The 14780-nt window shown below is 68.5% G+C and carries 9 protein-coding genes; 6 read left to right on the top strand and 3 right to left on the bottom strand.

The genetic code is table 11. From position 1 onward, the window contains the following. Nucleotides 1-245 precede the first annotated feature (245 nt). From aroC to ACV4UX_RS12870, 3 genes are all read right to left on the bottom strand, one after another. Nucleotides 246-1301 (bottom strand): chorismate synthase, encoded by a 1056-nt coding sequence (aroC, locus tag ACV4UX_RS12880; protein WP_491593683.1) that lies wholly within the window; start codon nucleotides 1299-1301, stop codon nucleotides 246-248. 141 nt (nucleotides 1302-1442) lie between these two features. Next, a complete protein-coding gene (locus tag ACV4UX_RS12875) occupies nucleotides 1443-2867 on the bottom strand; it encodes a ferredoxin reductase family protein (protein WP_491593682.1) in 1425 nt (474 codons plus the stop codon). 246 nt (nucleotides 2868-3113) lie between these two features. Then, nucleotides 3114-5801 carry a cation-transporting P-type ATPase gene (locus ACV4UX_RS12870; protein WP_491593681.1) on the bottom strand — a complete coding sequence of 896 codons (2688 nt, stop codon included), beginning with the start codon at nucleotides 5799-5801 and terminating at the stop codon, nucleotides 3114-3116. A gap of 571 nt (nucleotides 5802-6372) precedes the next feature. Here ACV4UX_RS12870 and ACV4UX_RS12865 point away from each other — a divergent pair. The 6 genes from ACV4UX_RS12865 (at nucleotide 6373) to ACV4UX_RS12840 (ending at nucleotide 14723) form a co-directional block, all read left to right on the top strand. Further along, complete coding sequence (locus tag ACV4UX_RS12865; RefSeq protein WP_491593680.1) at nucleotides 6373-8157, top strand: glycosyltransferase; 1785 nt, start codon at nucleotides 6373-6375, stop codon at nucleotides 8155-8157. Between the two features lies 1 nt (nucleotide 8158). Then, nucleotides 8159-8566, top strand: a complete 408-nt coding sequence (locus ACV4UX_RS12860; protein WP_491593679.1) for a sugar 3,4-ketoisomerase — start codon at nucleotides 8159-8161, stop codon at nucleotides 8564-8566. Next, nucleotides 8563-10056 carry an NDP-hexose 2,3-dehydratase family protein gene (locus tag ACV4UX_RS12855; protein WP_491593678.1) on the top strand — a complete coding sequence of 498 codons (1494 nt, stop codon included), beginning with the start codon at nucleotides 8563-8565 and terminating at the stop codon, nucleotides 10054-10056. Before ACV4UX_RS12860 ends, ACV4UX_RS12855 begins: the two co-directional genes overlap by 4 nt. After that, nucleotides 10053-11030, top strand: a complete 978-nt coding sequence (locus ACV4UX_RS12850) for a Gfo/Idh/MocA family protein (protein ID WP_491593677.1) — start codon at nucleotides 10053-10055, stop codon at nucleotides 11028-11030. The genes ACV4UX_RS12855 and ACV4UX_RS12850 overlap by 4 nt, the downstream gene beginning before the upstream one ends. A gap of 76 nt (nucleotides 11031-11106) precedes the next feature. Further along, complete coding sequence (locus ACV4UX_RS12845) at nucleotides 11107-12204, top strand: DegT/DnrJ/EryC1/StrS family aminotransferase (RefSeq protein WP_491593676.1); 1098 nt, start codon at nucleotides 11107-11109, stop codon at nucleotides 12202-12204. A gap of 50 nt (nucleotides 12205-12254) precedes the next feature. Next, nucleotides 12255-14723 (top strand): glycosyltransferase family 39 protein, encoded by a 2469-nt coding sequence (locus ACV4UX_RS12840; protein ID WP_491593675.1) that lies wholly within the window; start codon nucleotides 12255-12257, stop codon nucleotides 14721-14723. Nucleotides 14724-14780 lie beyond the last annotated feature (57 nt).

Genomic DNA, 14780 nt, shown 5'->3' with positions numbered 1-14780 from the left:
CCTGGCAGGCGTCTGCGGCCTCGGTGCGCGCCGCCGGGCTGGAGAACTGGCTCTCGGGCGGCGCGGATCGGGAGGCGGGGCTCTCCTTCGAGGCCTCGCGCCCGGCCCTCACCAGCGAATTCCAGCTTGAGCAGAAGCACCGCCTGGTGAAGCTCCTGGGCTGACCGGCCCAGGAGCGTGAGGGTCGGTCCGCCCCGTGTCCGCCCCGCCCCGCGCCGGGCCGGAGCGCGGGCGGCCGCCCAGGCTCAGATGCGCCGGCCCGAGAGCAGCCAGAAGTCGGCCAGGGTCAGGCAGACCATGGCCTCCAGCACCGGGTTGATGCGCGGGATGGCGCAGGCGTCGTGGCGTCCGCCCACGCGCACGGTGGTCTCCTCGCCGGAGGTGGTGGTGGTCAGCTGCTCCTTGGCGACGGAGGGGATGGGCTTCACGGCCGCGCGCACCACGACGTCCTGGCCGGAGCTGATGCCGCCCAGCATGCCGCCCGCGCGGTTGGAGGCGAAGCCCCGGGGGGTGATGGGGTCGTTGTTCTTGGAGCCGTAGTTGCGCGCCGCCGAGAACCCGGCCCCGATCTCCACGCCCTTCACCGCGCCCACGCCCATGAGGGCGTAGGCCAGGCGCGCGTCGAGCTTGTCGAACACGGGCTCGCCCAGCCCGGCGGGCATGCCCGTGGCCGTCACGCAGACCACGCCGCCGATGGAGTCGCCCTCGGAGCGCACCAGTTCCACGCGGTCGGTCCAGATGTCCACCACGTAGTCGTCCGGGGCGTAGAAGGGGCGGGTGTGGGCGTTCAGGGGGTCCATGCACTGGGCGGGCACGTCGCCCATCTCGGTGGTGTAGGAGTACACCTTCACGCCGCCGCGCGCCAGGATCAGGCGGGCCACCTCGCCCCCGGCCACGCGGGCGGCCGTCTCGCGGGCCGAGGCCCGGCCGCCGCCCCGGTAATCGCGCACGCCGTACTTGGCCTGGTAGGTGTAGTCGGCGTGGCCCGGCCGGAAGATGTCCTTGATGGCCGAGTAGTCGCGGGAGCGCTGGTCGGTGTTCTCGATGACGAAGGCGATGGGCGTGCCGGTGGTCACGCCCTCGAACACCCCGGAGAGGATGCGCGCGCGGTCGGGCTCGTCGCGGGCCGTGGAGGCCAGCCCGCCCTGGCCGGGACGGCGGCGGTCCAGGCCTTGCTGGAGGTCGGCCTCGCTGAGGGGGAGCCCGGCGGGGCAGCCGTCGAGGACCCCGCCGATGGCCGGGCCGTGGGATTCGCCGAAAGTGGTGAGCCGCAGAAGGCTTCCGAAGGTGTTGGCGTTCATGGCCGCGCACGCTAGCCCGGAAGAGGGGCGGGGGCAAGGGGGAAGGCCGCTTTCCGCCCCTTGCGGCCCGGCGTTTCGGAAACCGTGGCGCGGGCTCTCCCCCTGGAGCGCCGCCGTGGCGCGGTCCCCTCCGGAGGGCAATCAGACGAGGTTGAAGTCCTCGATGAGGATGTCCAGGGGGGGCACGCCCTCGGCGAGCAGCCGGGCGGCGAGGTCCTCCATCATGGGGGTCGGTCCGCACAGGAAGAAGAGCCTGCCGGGGAACCGCTCGCCCAGGACGTCCCGCATGTGGGAGATGCCGAAGCGCCCGTGGGCCTGGCTCTCGTGGAGCACGTAGTCGAATCCCGCCTGGCGCGCCTGCTCCATGCCGCCCAGGGGGCTTTGCGCCGCCTGGGCGCGGATGTCGTCGTCGAAGCTCGCCTCCTCCCTGTTCCGGCAGACGTAGAACAGGGCGATCCGGGGGGCCTTCCACTCGCTGGAGAGCTCCGGATGCCTGGCCTTGAGCAGGCTGTCCATGCCGTCCGGGCGCAGGCGCTCCTCGGAGTGCAGGGCCACGTGCCACATGCCGATGAACGGGGTGATGCCGATGCCGCCCCCGACGAACACGCAGTCCCTGCCACGGTTGAAGAACGGCTCGCTGAAGCGCCCGTAAGGCCCGTAGACGTCGGTCCTGTCGCCGGGCGCGAGGTGGGCGAGCGATCTCGTGTGGTCGCCCACCTCCTTGATGCCCAGCTTGAAGCGGCCGTCGGGCGAGTAGCCGGAGGCGATGGAGTAGGGATGGGGCTCCGGGGGGATGGGGGGGGTGCGGATCACCAGATAGACGAACTGGCTGGCCTTGAAGTCCAGGGGCCTGCCCAGGGGCCGCAGCGTGATCTCCCGCGCGCCGCCCACGGTCTCGATGGACTCCACCGCGTAGGCGTGGCGGGGGCCGAAGCGCCCGTAGAGGAAACGGATGAACACCCAGGAGGCGGCGGCCCCCAGGAGCATGCCCCAGAACACGACGCGCAGGGGGGCGTAGCGGGCCACGTCCGCGTCCAACAGGTACACGTGGGCCATGACCAGCAGGAAGACGGGGCCGAGCCATCCGTGCAGGCGCTTCCACGCCTCGTAGCGCATGATGAGCCGCAGGGAGAGGGCCACCAGGGCGCACAGGGCGATCATGGCGGCGAGGCCCAGGTCCTTGCCGAGGGCGTAGCGGTCCTGGAGGGTCGCGGCGGGGGCGAAGTAGGCCAGGTACGCGGACACGTCCGGCAGCCTGTGCGCGGCAAGGAAGAGGGGGTGCGGGGCCAGGGTCAGGCAGAGCAGCTTCCCCAGCCGCTTGTGCACCTGGTAGACCTTGTCCAGGCCGCCGAAGAGGTCCTCAAGGACCCGGAAGCGCGCGGAGAGCGCCAGGCACCAGCACATGAGCGTGGCGGAACCCAGGGAGGAGGCCTTGGCGACGTACTTGAAGCCGTCGTCGAACCAGTCCTGGGAGAGCCATTTGCAGGCGATCCACAGGCCCAGGACCGCCCCGACGGAGACCCACACGGGCCAGAACCTCAGGTGGAACCGCGATGTCGTCAGCATGGAACCCTCCGCCTCCCCCGGCGAGGCGCGGCCTCGCCCGCGCCGTGCCCCCGCAGCCCGTCCTTGCGGACGGTTGCCGCAAGAAGCCGGGGTTCGCGCGTCCCGTGGAAAGCGCCTCCCGCGTTCCCGGCCTCGCTCCCCCGGTGTTGCGTCCTCACGATCCGTCCATACGGATGATCAAGGCAACCATTCAAAACCATTCCTTTCGATGTTGAAGAACATCTCCTGGCTTGCACGATCGCGACACTAGGCGCGCTGGAGCCTCTTCTCGAACTCCACCGCGAAATAGGCCGCCACCCCGGCGAACGTGGCCTTGATCCAGCTCAGGCCGCCCACGGGGGCCGAGTGGAACATGGCGTTCATGAACGGGAGATACGTGAAGAGGACCTGCAGGACCATCATCAGGGCGAAGCCGCCCAGGAGCCACCTGTTGGTCCAGAAGCCGAGCTCGAAGGCCGAGCGGGTGAAGGAGCGGCTGTTGAAGAGGTAGAACGCCTCCACCAGCACGAACACGTTCACGGCCACGGTCCTGGCCTGGGCCTCGTTGCCGGAGACGGCCAGCTCCCACTTGAAGAAGCCGAAGGACGCAAGCAGCAGGATCGCGCCCACCAGCAGGATGCGGCTGACCAGCCGCCGGTCCAGGATGGGCTGGTCGGCGCGGCGGGGCGGCCGGTCCATGAGGCCCGGCTCCTTGGGCTCGAAGGCCAGGGTGAGCCCGAGGACCACGGCGGTGGTCATGTTGATCCACAGGATCTGCACGGGGAGGATGGGCAGCACGGCGCCCAGCAGCACGGCAACCAGGATGACGAGCCCTTCGCCCAGGTTGGTGGGCAGGGTCCAGACGATGAACTTGAGCAGGTTGTCGTACACGCCCCGGCCTTCCTCCACGGCGGCCTCGATGGTGGCGAAGTTGTCGTCGGTGAGGATCATGTCCGAGGCTTCCTTGGCTGCTTCCGTCCCGCCGCGCCCCATGGCCACGCCGATGTCGGCCTGCCGGAGCGCCGGGGCGTCGTTGACGCCGTCCCCGGTCATGGCCACCACCTCCCCCCTGCGCTGCAGGGCCGAGACGAGCCGGAGCTTCTGGTCCGGGTCCACGCGCGCGAAGATGTCGGTGTCCGCCGCGGCTGCGGTCAGTTCGTCGTCGGCCATCCCGGCCATGCGCGCCCCGGTCAGCACGTCGCACGAGGCGGGGGTCCGGCAGGAGCGGCCTCCCAGGCCCAGCTGGCCGCCGATGGCGGCGGCGGTCACGGCGTGGTCGCCGGTGATCATCTTCACGCGCACCCCCGCCGCCTTGAAGGAGGAGACGGCGGCCAGGGCCTCGGGCCTGGCGGGGTCGATCATGCCTTGCAAGCCGAGGAATTCCAGGCCGGAGGAGATGTCCTGGTGGTCCACCGCCGCGCTCCCGGCCGGAAGACGCTTGCGGGCCATGGCCAGCACGCGCAGGCCCCTGGAGGCCATCCGCTCCGCTTCCCCGTGCACGGCGTCCGCGTCGAGGGGGGCGGCGGCGCCGTCCGCGAGGAGCCGGGTCGCGGAGCGCGCCAGCACCGACTCCACGGCCCCCTTGACGTAGGCCGTCGGCTCCTGCCCTTCCCGGCCGTGCAGCGTGGCCATGTACTGGTGCTGCGACTCGAAGGCCAGGGTGTCCAGGCGCGGCAGGCGCTGGGCGGCCTCGCGGGCGTCGATCCCGGCCTTGCGGGCCGCGACCAGGAGCGCGGCCTCGGTGGGGTCGCCCACCACGGAGCGCGTGCCCCGGGTCTCGTCGATGCGCGTGTCGTTGCAGAGCGCGCCGGCCAGGAGCGTCTCGGACAGCGCCGCGCTGGAGAGGTCTCCCCCCTCGACGCGTCCCTCCGGGTCGTAGCCCGAACCGCTGACGGCGTAGGCCTCCCGCCCGGCGTAGAGCGCGGTGACGGTCATCTGGTTCTGCGTCAGGGTGCCGGTCTTGTCCGAGCAGATCACCGTGGCCCCGCCCAGGGTCTCCACGGCGGGAAGCTTGCGGATGATCGCGCCCCGGGCGGCCATGCGCGAGACGCCGATGGCCAGGATGACGGTCACGGCGGCGGGCAGCCCCTCGGGGATGGCCCCCACGGCCAGGGCCACCGCGGCCATGAACATGGCGGCCGCCGGTTCGCCCCGCAGCACGCCCGCCAGGAAGGTCAGGGCGGCAAGGGACAGGATGGCCCAGAGCAGGAAGTTGCTGAAGGTCTCGATCTTGCGCGTCAGGGGCGTGGCCAGATCGTCGGCCTGGGCCACCAGGTGCGAGATCCTGCCGATCTCGGTGTTCAGGCCGGTGGAGACCACGATGCCCGTGGCCTGCCCGTAGGTGACCAGGGTGGAGGCGTAGGCCATGTTGCGCCGGTCGGCCAGCACCGTGGCCTCGGGCAGCGGGGCCGTGTCCTTTTCCACGGGGAGGGATTCGCCCGTGAGGGCGGACTCGTCGGCCTGGAGGTTCCGGGCGGCGAGCAGGCGGAGGTCCGCCGGAACCTTGTCGCCGGAGCGCAGGAGCACGATGTCGCCCGGGGCCAGGGCTTCGGCCGGGAGGCGCAGCATGGTCCCCGAGCGCAACACGGTGGCTTCGGTGACCATGGACTTCGCCAGCGCTTCGAGCGCGCCGACGGCCTTGGCCTCCTGCATGAAGCCCACCACGGCGTTGACGAGCACCACGCCGAGGATAACCAGGGAGTCCACCGGCTCGCCCAGCGCGGCCGTGACGAAGCCCGCGCCGAGGAGGATGTAGATCAGCGGCTGATGGAACTGCAGCAGGAAGCGCTTGAGCGGGGTCTTCCCCTTGCGGGGGGCGATGGCGTTGGGGCCGAACCGCAGGAGGCGGCGTTTTGCCTCCTGGGGCTCCAGGCCATTGTCCGGATGGGAGGCGAGGAGCGTGACGGTCTCGGAGGCATCAAGATGGTGCCAGTTCTCTCCGGTCGGATCATCCATGACGTCACCTCGTTGCGTGGCTGAAGGGGCACGGTTTCGGAGGATCATACACGCGACAGGGCTCCTTGTCATGGCCGGGAGGGCGATCGGGGCGTTGCGCGGCGTCCTTCGTGCAGTCCTCGCGGCCTGCCGGCGGGGGGGACGCCAAAACCCGACGGCAGCGGACTGCGCTTCGGCCTCGGGCCTCTTCATGCGTCCTGCAGGAGGGATGTTGGAAGTGCCGTTGTCCCTTCACCTCCGCCTGCGTTGCGCCAGGTCACGCAGGCTGCGTCATGGGGGGCGGCACACCCGGAAATGGAGGCAATCCCGCGCTGGGAAAGTGCAAGCGAAAGATTTGTCCGGGACGCCGCCGGGGTCCGAAAGGCATCGCTGTCACACCGTTGTGCGGGCGGGAAGCATGGTGTTCGCATGTTGTCGAGCGCCGCATTGTGACGGCGGATATTCATTGGGCATTCCCGTCTTGCCTTGAAGGCGTCCATGCCATACGGTCAAGGTGCCAGCCAGTTGCTCCTCCCGGGCGACACGTTGTTGATTATCAAAATCATCGCCAGGTGAAGCGGTCATGGGTGTCATGTTGGATGCCGAGTATGAGGCCATGTACAAGGCGGAATGGTCTCACTGGTGGTATCTGGGCTTGCAAGACCAGGTGCTTGATGCTTTGCGGCGCGACGGCAAGCGGACTGTCGGACGCATCCTCGATGCCGGGTGTGGAACCGGCAGGATGCTCGAGTTGTTGCCTGAAGCGCGCGCGTTCGGCTTCGACCTGTCCGGGAAGGCCCTTTCTTTCTCCTCCCGTAGGGGCTCGCAGGGACGCCTGGTCCAGGCTTCAAGCCTCGCCATCCCCATGGGGGGGGAGTTGTTCGACGCGGTCTTGAGCCTGGACGTGCTGTCCAACGTGGCTGAGCAGTCTGCGCCCGCGCTGTTGGAAGAGCATCTCAGGGTCTTGAAGCCCGGAGGGCGTCTGGTTCTGAATGTCGCGGCCGGGCAATGGCTCCATGGGGACCATGACAGGGCGGTGGGCGTCGTTCGCCGGTATTCGGCGGATGAAATCAGGAAGCTGGTCGAATCTGCAGGCTTCGAGATCGAGACGGTGGCATACTCCAACAGCGCGCTCTTCGCGCCGGCGGTCCTTTTCAGGCTGTTGAAGAGGCTGCTGCGCCCGTGCGGGAGCGAACCGTCCTCCGACTTGTTTCCCCTGCCCGCGCTCCTCAACCGTCTCCTGTTCCTGGTGCGCAGGCTGGAGAACCGGCTGATCCTTCGCCATGGCTGGCGTCCGCCGGCCGGGCTGTCCGTTTTCGCGATCGCCCGAAGGCCCGCGCCGCCTGCGGAAGCCCCCGGCGCGGAGGCTCCTCCGGCGTTTTCCGCGCTGGACGTGTCCGTGGTGGTCCCGGTGTACAACGCGGAAGGCAGCATCGCCCGGCTGTGCGCCGAAATCGTGCGGGTGCTGCGGTGCAGGTCCCTCCAGATCGTGCTGGTCAACGACGGCAGCCGCGACGCCAGCCACGAGGTCTGTCTCGGATTGTGCGAGCGCTATCCCGGAGTGGTGGCCTATCTGCGGATGGCCAGGAATTTCGGGGAGCACCGCGCGGTCATGGCAGGCCTGGCCGAGGCCCGGGGCGAGTACACCCTGATCCTCGACGACGATTTCCAGAACCCTCCTTCAGAGGCCCCCAGGCTGCTCGCCCGGTGCGTCCAGGGGGGGGACGACGTCGTCTACGGAGTGTTCCGGGAGAAGCGGCATTCCCTGGCGCGCAACGTGGGGAGCATGCTCAACGACGTCATGGCCTGCTGGCTGCTCGGCAAGCCGAAAGGGCTCTACCTCTCCAGCTTCAAGTGCCTGAACCGCTTCCTCCGCGAGCAGGTCACGCGGTACAGGGGGCCCAACCCCTATCTGGACGGGTTGATCCTGCGGGCCACCGACCGCGTGGGCAGGGTGGAGGTGGAGCACCACGAGCGCCGCGCGGGCGCCTCGGGATATACCTTGGGCAAGCTTGTCGACCTGTGGATGGACATGGCCATGTCGTTCTCCCCGGCCCCCGCCCGGCTGGCCTTCACGCTGGGCATGGTCTCGGTCCTTTGCGGGATCGCGGCCCTGGGGGTAGGCGGCCTGAAGATGTCGGTCCCCTGGGCGGCCTGCGGGCTGGGCTGGTCGGTCGCAGGCGCGTGCCTCGCGGCGGCGGGGCTGGCGGGGGAGTACGCCTCCAGGACCTTGCAGGAACTCAATGCCGCTCCGCAACACGTCGTGCGCGAACGCCACGGCGCCTTGTCGCGGCCCGATGGGCAGCAGCCGGCAGCGGTAGCGTCGCCGCCCCCCTTCCCGGCGGACCCCGGGCGGCCAACATCGGGGAAACAGTGAAATGAGTCCGCTGCAGGGCGTATGCAGGGTGGAGGTTCCCACCCACGGCGATTCCAGAGGCCGCCTTTCCGTGATCGAGGGAGGCGGCTGCGTGCCCTTTGAAATCCGTCGCGTGTTCTACATGCACCACATGACCGCAGACCGGGGGGGCCATGCCCACCGGGACACGCGACAGGTGGTCCTGGCTGTCCACGGCTCCTTCCGTCTGACGCTCACCGACGGCCGGGATTGTCTCCGTTACGTCATGAACGACCCCTCCTGGGGGGTTTATATGCCGCCCATGGTCTTCGTGCGGCTGGAAGACTTCAGCCCTGGGGCGGTCTGCCTGGTCCTGGCCGACACCCTCTACGACATGAGCCGGTCCATCCGCACGTATGAAGAGTATTGTCGGGAGATGTCGCCGTCATGAGATCCCAGAAAAGAACCGGCGGCACGGAGCTGCTCATGCTGCGGTCGCACCTGTCCCTTGCGGGGGTGTGCCCGGGGCTTGACGCGGCCAGGGTGTGGTATGAGGCCCAGCGTGAAGCGTCCCTGTTCGAAGCGAGGATCATCGACCTGGAGCAGGCCAGGGATTGGAGCATGGAGGACGACCCGTCCAGGCTCGTCCACCGCAGCGGCAAGTTCTTCACCGTGGAAGGTCTTCGCGTGAAGACGACGTTCGGCCCGGTGAAATCCTGGGACCAGCCGATCATCAACCAGCCGGAAATCGGCATCCTCGGGTTTCTCACCCGCAGATTCGACGGCCTGCTTCACTTCCTGGTCCAGGCCAAGCGGGAGCCGGGCAACGTCAACACGCTCCAGCTGGCGCCCACCGTGCAGGCGACCTGGAGCAACTACACCCGGGTGCACAAGGGAAAGGGCACGCCCTACCTGGAATATTTCGTGTCCAACAAGCTCTCCCGGACCCTGCTGGACCAGATCCAGACGGAACAGGGCAGCCGTTTCCTGGGCAAGCGCAACAGGAACATGATCGTGGAGGCCACCGGCGAGGTGGAAGTCCTCGAAGGGTTCAAGTGGCTTACCCTCGGCCAGCTCAAGGCCCTTCTCGGGCTGGACAACGTGGTCAACATGGACGCCCGGTCCGTGCTGTCCCTCATCCCGATGGTCAGCCTGGACACATCCCCCATGCTGGACGATCTGGTCGAGTGGAACGCCATGGACGAGAGGGCCCGCGACGTGTGCCTCTCCTGCGCCAACAGCGGCCGGGAGCAGGCGTCCATGGACGAGATCCTGGCATGGCTCAACACCCACAAGACCAGCCACCGCCTGATCAAGACCCGCGTCCCTCTCCAGGGCCTGAACAAGTGGATCGTCGACGGCCAGTCCATCCGCCATGAGGAAGGGCTCTTTTTCTCCGTCATCGGTCTGAGCGTGTCGGCCTTCTGCCGGGAGACCAACTCCTGGGACCAGCCCATCCTGCACCATCCCCATCGCGGCCTGCGCGGCTTCCTGCTCAAACGCATCAACGGCATCCTGCACCTGCTCGCCAGGACCAGCCTGGACCCGGGCAGCCTGGACGGGGCGGAGATCGGCCCCACGGTGTCGTGCTCCGACGTGCTCGCCAGGCGCGGCGGCCGACTCGCGCCGAGGCTGCTGGACGTCTTCCTCGAACCGAACCCGGCGGATGTCTACTATCGCGGCGTCCAGTCGGAGGAGGGCGGGCGGTTCCATCATTTCGAGAACGAGTACATCCTGATGGAGGCCCCGCAGGGGATGTCCCATCCAGGCCCCAACTACAAATGGATGACCATCGGGCAGCTGTTGCGCCTCGCCCGCCATGGCCACCTGAACATGGAGGCGCGCAACCTGCTTGCCTGCCTGAACCTGGCGCCCGTGGCGGAGGGGGGCTCGAAAGGTTGGGGGGGGCAAGGCGCCCCTGGCCTCGAGGTCTGCGCGTGAAGCTCCTGGTTCTCGGGAACTCGTCGGTCTTCCGCCGAAGGGTGCTGCCCGGGTTGGCCGCGGCGGGGATCGCGGCCCTGGACGTCTGCTCCGAGTCGGGCGTGCCCCTGGAAGGGGCGTGCCCGCTGCCCGTGACGGCCTACGGCGGCTATTCCGAGGCGCTCGCGCGAAGCGACGCCGAGGCGGTCTATGTGTCCACGCACAACAGCAGGCACGCCGGGCTCGTCCTGGAGGCGCTGGGGCAAGGCAGGCACGTGGCCGTGGACAAACCGGCCTTTCAGGACCCGGGGGAGGCCTTCGCCGCGCTGGAGCTGGCGGACAAGCGGGGGCTGGTTCTGGCCGAGGCCACCGTCTGGACTTGCCATCCCCGGGTGGCGGCTCTCAGGGAGCTGTTCGGAGTTCAGGGGCCGTCCAGGCTCCAGGCGGCCTTTTCCTTCCCGCCGTTTGCGCCGGGCAACTACCGCATGGACAAGGCGCTGGGCGGCGGGGCCCTGCTCGATCTGGGGCCGTACGCGGTCAGCCCCGGGCGCTTCCTTTTCGGCTGCGCCCCCAGTTCGGTCTCTTGCAGGGTGCTGACGACCGCGCCGTCCCCGGGCGGCGGCCCTGCGGTCGAAACGTCCTTCGCCTGCCTGCTCGCGTATCCCGGCGGGCGCAGCTTCACGGGGGTGTTCGGCTTCGATACGGGGTACGCGAATTCGCTCCTGGCCCTGGGCCCCGGTCTGGCGGTGAGCATGGACCGCGCCTTCACCCCCGCGCCTGGACAGCAGACCTTTCTGGACCTGAACGGGCAGGCCGGCGCTTCCAGGGCGTGTTTCCCTCCGGCGGACGCCTTCGCCCTTTTTTTCAGCCGGTTCGCGGCTTCGATCCGCGCGCGGGACGGACGCGAAGCGGCGGACGCCCTGCGCATGGATGCGGAGAGCTTGGCCGCTCTTCTGCGCGCGGCGCGTTCGCACACCGACTCGACAGGCGCATGAAACGCCCATCCCGACCCTTTCCGGCGCGTGATCCGCTCGGAACGCCCGGCGTCGCCGCCGGGCGAGGAGAATCCCCATGACCATTCCTGTCTGGAGCTATCTTGGCGAATACGAAAACCGCAGGGAGGAGTTCCTCAAAGCGGTGGACGAGGTGTTTTCCTCGGGGAAGCTCATCCTCGGCCCCAACGTGGAAGCCTTCGAGAGGGAATTCGCGGCATACTGCGGGGTGGCCCACGGCGTCGGGCTCGACAACGGCACCAACGCCGTGACCCTGGCGCTCCAGGCGGCCGGAGTGAAACCCGGGGACGAGGTGGTGACGGTGTCCAACACCGCCGTCCCGACCGTGGCGGCCATCGTCAACGCCCGGTGCGTCCCGAGGTTCTGCGACATCGACCCCGCAACGTACCTGATGGACCCGGCCAGTCTCGCGCAGGCCGTCACTCCCCGCACGGCGGCCGTCGTCGTGGTCCATCTCTATGGGCAGATGGCGGACATGGAGGCCATCGCGAAGGTCGCTGGCGAGCGCTCCCTGCTCCTCATCGAGGATTGCGCCCAGGCGCACGGCGCCACCCGCTACGGCAGGAAGGCGGGGTCCTTGTCCGAGGTTTCCGCCTTTTCCTTCTATCCGACCAAGCTGCTGGGGGCGTACGGCGACGGGGGCATGGCCCTCACCGACTCCCGGGACGTGGCGGACAGGCTGCGCAGGCTGCGCTTCTACGGGATGGAGAAGACCTATTATGCCCTGGAACAAGGCTGCAACAGCAGGCTGGACGAACTCCACGCGGCCATGCTCAGGCTGAAGCTCAAGACCCTCGACGCGGACATCGCGCGGCGCAGGGCCATCGCCTCGCGCTATGACGAGGCCCTGAAGGGCACGGCGTACACCCTGCCCGCCACGGCCCCCGGGAACGAGCACGCCTACTATCTCTATGTCGTGCGCCACCCCAGGCGCGATCACATCCTGGAGTCGCTCCGGGCGGAAGGCATCCTGCTCAACGTGAGCTACCCCTGGCCCATCCACACCATGCCGGCCTACGCGCACCTCGGCTACGCTCCGGAAGACCTGCCCCTCACGGGCCAGGCCGCCGGAGAGATCTTTTCCCTTCCCATGTTTCCCGGCCTTTCCGAACAGGACCAGCAGACCGTCGTGGAAGCCCTGCTCAGGCACGGCTGAGGCCGTCCCGCGCGCCTTTCCCGAGCGACACCCACGACATGCAGGACCACATGACCGCAGACAGCCGCGTGCAGCCCGGACAGGGGCTTTCAGGCCCGGCGGACCGGGAGGAGAACCCGGGCTGGTGGTGGTCGGCGCTGTGCGTGCTCCTGGGGTTGTCCGCCTTTCAGATCTTCCACGGCCTCGGGGTTCCCACCCTGTGGCTCGACGAGGTCGCCGCCCCCTTGAACGCCCGCTATTCCTACGCCTATCTGCTGGAATTGACGCGCAGGCTGGAGGAGCATCCGCCGCTGTTCTACATGGCCTCCAAGCTCTTCATGGGCCTGGGTGACGGCGATTTCCAGATCCGCCTGTTTCCGGCTCTGTGCGGCCTGGGGTGCACCCTCATGATCGCTCTGTCGGGCCGTCGGCTTTTCGGGCCGGCGGGCGGATTGATGGCCGCCTCGCTCTGGGTGGCGAGTCCTCACGTCCTGCTGCTGTCGCGCACCGCCAGACCCTACATTTTCCTCCTGCTGATGGTCCTCGTGTCCTTTCGCGTCCTGCTGGCCTGCCTCGAGAGCAGGTCGGTCTGGAAATACGCGTGCCTGCTGCTGGTCAACGCGGTCATGCTCCTGGTGCATTATGTGGGAGCGTTCATCATTTGCGCGCAGATCGCGTCGCTGATCGTCCACCGGTGGCTTCGCGGCGGCAGGGTGGCGGACTGGAGCCTGGCGCTCCTGTGCCTCGGCAGCCTGGTCACGGCCGGGGCCGTCTACGTCCTGCTCATCAGGACGAGCCTGACGCCGAACGCCATCCTGGCGGCGACCCCCTCCCTGGGCGAGGTGCTGGCCGACTTCGCGCGCAACGTCTCCGACTGCGTGAGCTTCTTCCCCAGCGCCCCGGTCGGGGCCGGAATCCTATTGCTGGCTTGCGCCGGGATGGCCTTCGGCGCGGGGAACCGGGGCTACGGGGCGGTGCTTGCGATCAACGCCTTCGGCGCGGCGTCCCTGCTCTTCGCGCTGCAAAAGACGAGCGGCCTGTACCCCAGGCATTTCTCGTACATGCTCGTCTTCCTTTGCCTTGGGCTCGCCCAGGGGGCGGTGCGGCTCTTCCCCGACCGGCGCACGTTGGCGCTGGTCGCGCTGGGGGTGGCCGTTGCGGGGGTGGGCGCTCATCTCACGGTGTGGCGCAAGTCCTTCTACGAAGAGACCAGCTACAAGATCCCGGTCATCGGAGACAACTACAGGCTGCTTGCGCGGGAAGCGGCGGCGCGCCTCAGGCCGGACGAGATCATCAACTTCCCCAATCCTTTCTACGGCAACGCGGTGTCCTTCCACCTGGACCGCCTGGCGGCAGAGTGCCAGGCCGGGTCGGACGCCTCCCCCGCCTGCGCCCGCCCTGAGGGATTCCCCCTGGCCTCCCGCATGCGCCTGGGCCCGGAGGACCGCACCGCCCACCTCGCCCTGTTCATGAACGTGCATCCGGGCACTTTCCCCCGGACCCGGCAAGCCTTCGAGGAGCGGTACGGGCCGCTGGACGCTTACGAAGGCATCGACCACTCGACCCTGTTCCTCATGCGCGTCGCCAGGGAGCCGCTGCACGCCCTGGAGCCCTTCCCGGCCTTCTTCCGCTCCCCGATGGACTATGCCGCGTTCTATCGCCATGTCGGCGAGGCCCGGGACATCGCCTTTTCCCAGAACGCCAGGGGGCCTGCCGTGGTCGCCGCGCGCAACGACGCGGAGGGGCTCGCGGGCTATCTATTCGAGAACCGCCTGGGCAGCGGGCCGCAGACCGTCTTCGTCCTGATGGAGTTCGAAAACACCGGCGAGGACAACCTGCTCTGGCTGGAATACGCGTTCGACGACGAAGCGCCGCGCCGCATGCTGATCTCGAAGGGCTACGACGTCGCCCGGCAGGTGTTGCAGGAGATCAGGCGGGAGACAGGCTACAAGCGCCTGGCCCTGCGGGCAGTGCTCCAATGCGCCAGGAAGGAGCCGAGCCTGGACGGCACGAACCTGGCGACGCTGCGCTTCAAGGGGCTGACGTGCACGGCCTGCCCCGCCGGGATGGAGCAGCAATGCCGGGAGGCCGCCATGGCCGGGTATGGCCTAAGCAGGCTCGCCAACTACACCACCGAGGATTTCCCCCTCGCGAGCCGTGTGGACCAGAACGTGGTCATGGAGGGCCGCAACGTCGTCTCCGTAACGGAGGGGGACAGGCCGGACTGGGCGATGTTTGTCCCGGTCGACCAGACGCAGAACGCCGAAGTCCGTCTGCGGGTCCGGCTGGACAAGGACAGGTTGGCGTTTTTCCCCCGCCTGGGAAACGATTCCTGGCTGAAAGTGGAGACGAAGGACCGCTCCGGAGCGACGGTCACCCTGTTTTCACTGGCCAACGCCACCGACGCATGGACTCCGGTAGGGGGGCGTTACGAGTTCTCCATACCGCAGAACCTGCGCGGAACGGAGCAAGAGGTGGTGATCACCCTCCGGGGCAGGTGGGCGCAACTCTGGCACAAGAAGAGCGTCGTCTTCTTCTAGTGTCGCGTCCTCAAAATCCGTCCATACGGACTCTTGAGGCAATCATGCAAAACCATT

This window comes from Fundidesulfovibrio sp. (assembly GCF_058402725.1).
The sequence above is the reverse complement of the archived record's forward strand: the minus strand, read 5'-3'. Positions and strand labels throughout refer to the sequence as shown.

Bases quoted from the DNA above. Each gene is read 5' to 3' on its own strand.
- ACV4UX_RS12875 (WP_491593682.1), bottom strand. From the start codon at position 2,867: ATGCTGACGACATCGCGGTTCCACCTGAGGTTCTGGCCCGTGTGGGTC.
- aroC (WP_491593683.1), bottom strand. From the start codon at position 1,301: ATGAACGCCAACACCTTCGGAAGCCTTCTGCGGCTCACCACTTTCGGC.
- ACV4UX_RS12870 (WP_491593681.1), bottom strand. From the start codon at position 5,801: ATGGATGATCCGACCGGAGAGAACTGGCACCATCTTGATGCCTCCGAG.
- ACV4UX_RS12865 (WP_491593680.1), top strand. From the start codon at position 6,373: ATGTTGGATGCCGAGTATGAGGCCATGTACAAGGCGGAATGGTCTCAC.
- ACV4UX_RS12840 (WP_491593675.1), top strand. From the start codon at position 12,255: ATGACCGCAGACAGCCGCGTGCAGCCCGGACAGGGGCTTTCAGGCCCG.
- ACV4UX_RS12860 (WP_491593679.1), top strand. From the start codon at position 8,159: ATGAGTCCGCTGCAGGGCGTATGCAGGGTGGAGGTTCCCACCCACGGC.
- ACV4UX_RS12855 (WP_491593678.1), top strand. From the start codon at position 8,563: ATGAGATCCCAGAAAAGAACCGGCGGCACGGAGCTGCTCATGCTGCGG.
- ACV4UX_RS12845 (WP_491593676.1), top strand. From the start codon at position 11,107: ATGACCATTCCTGTCTGGAGCTATCTTGGCGAATACGAAAACCGCAGG.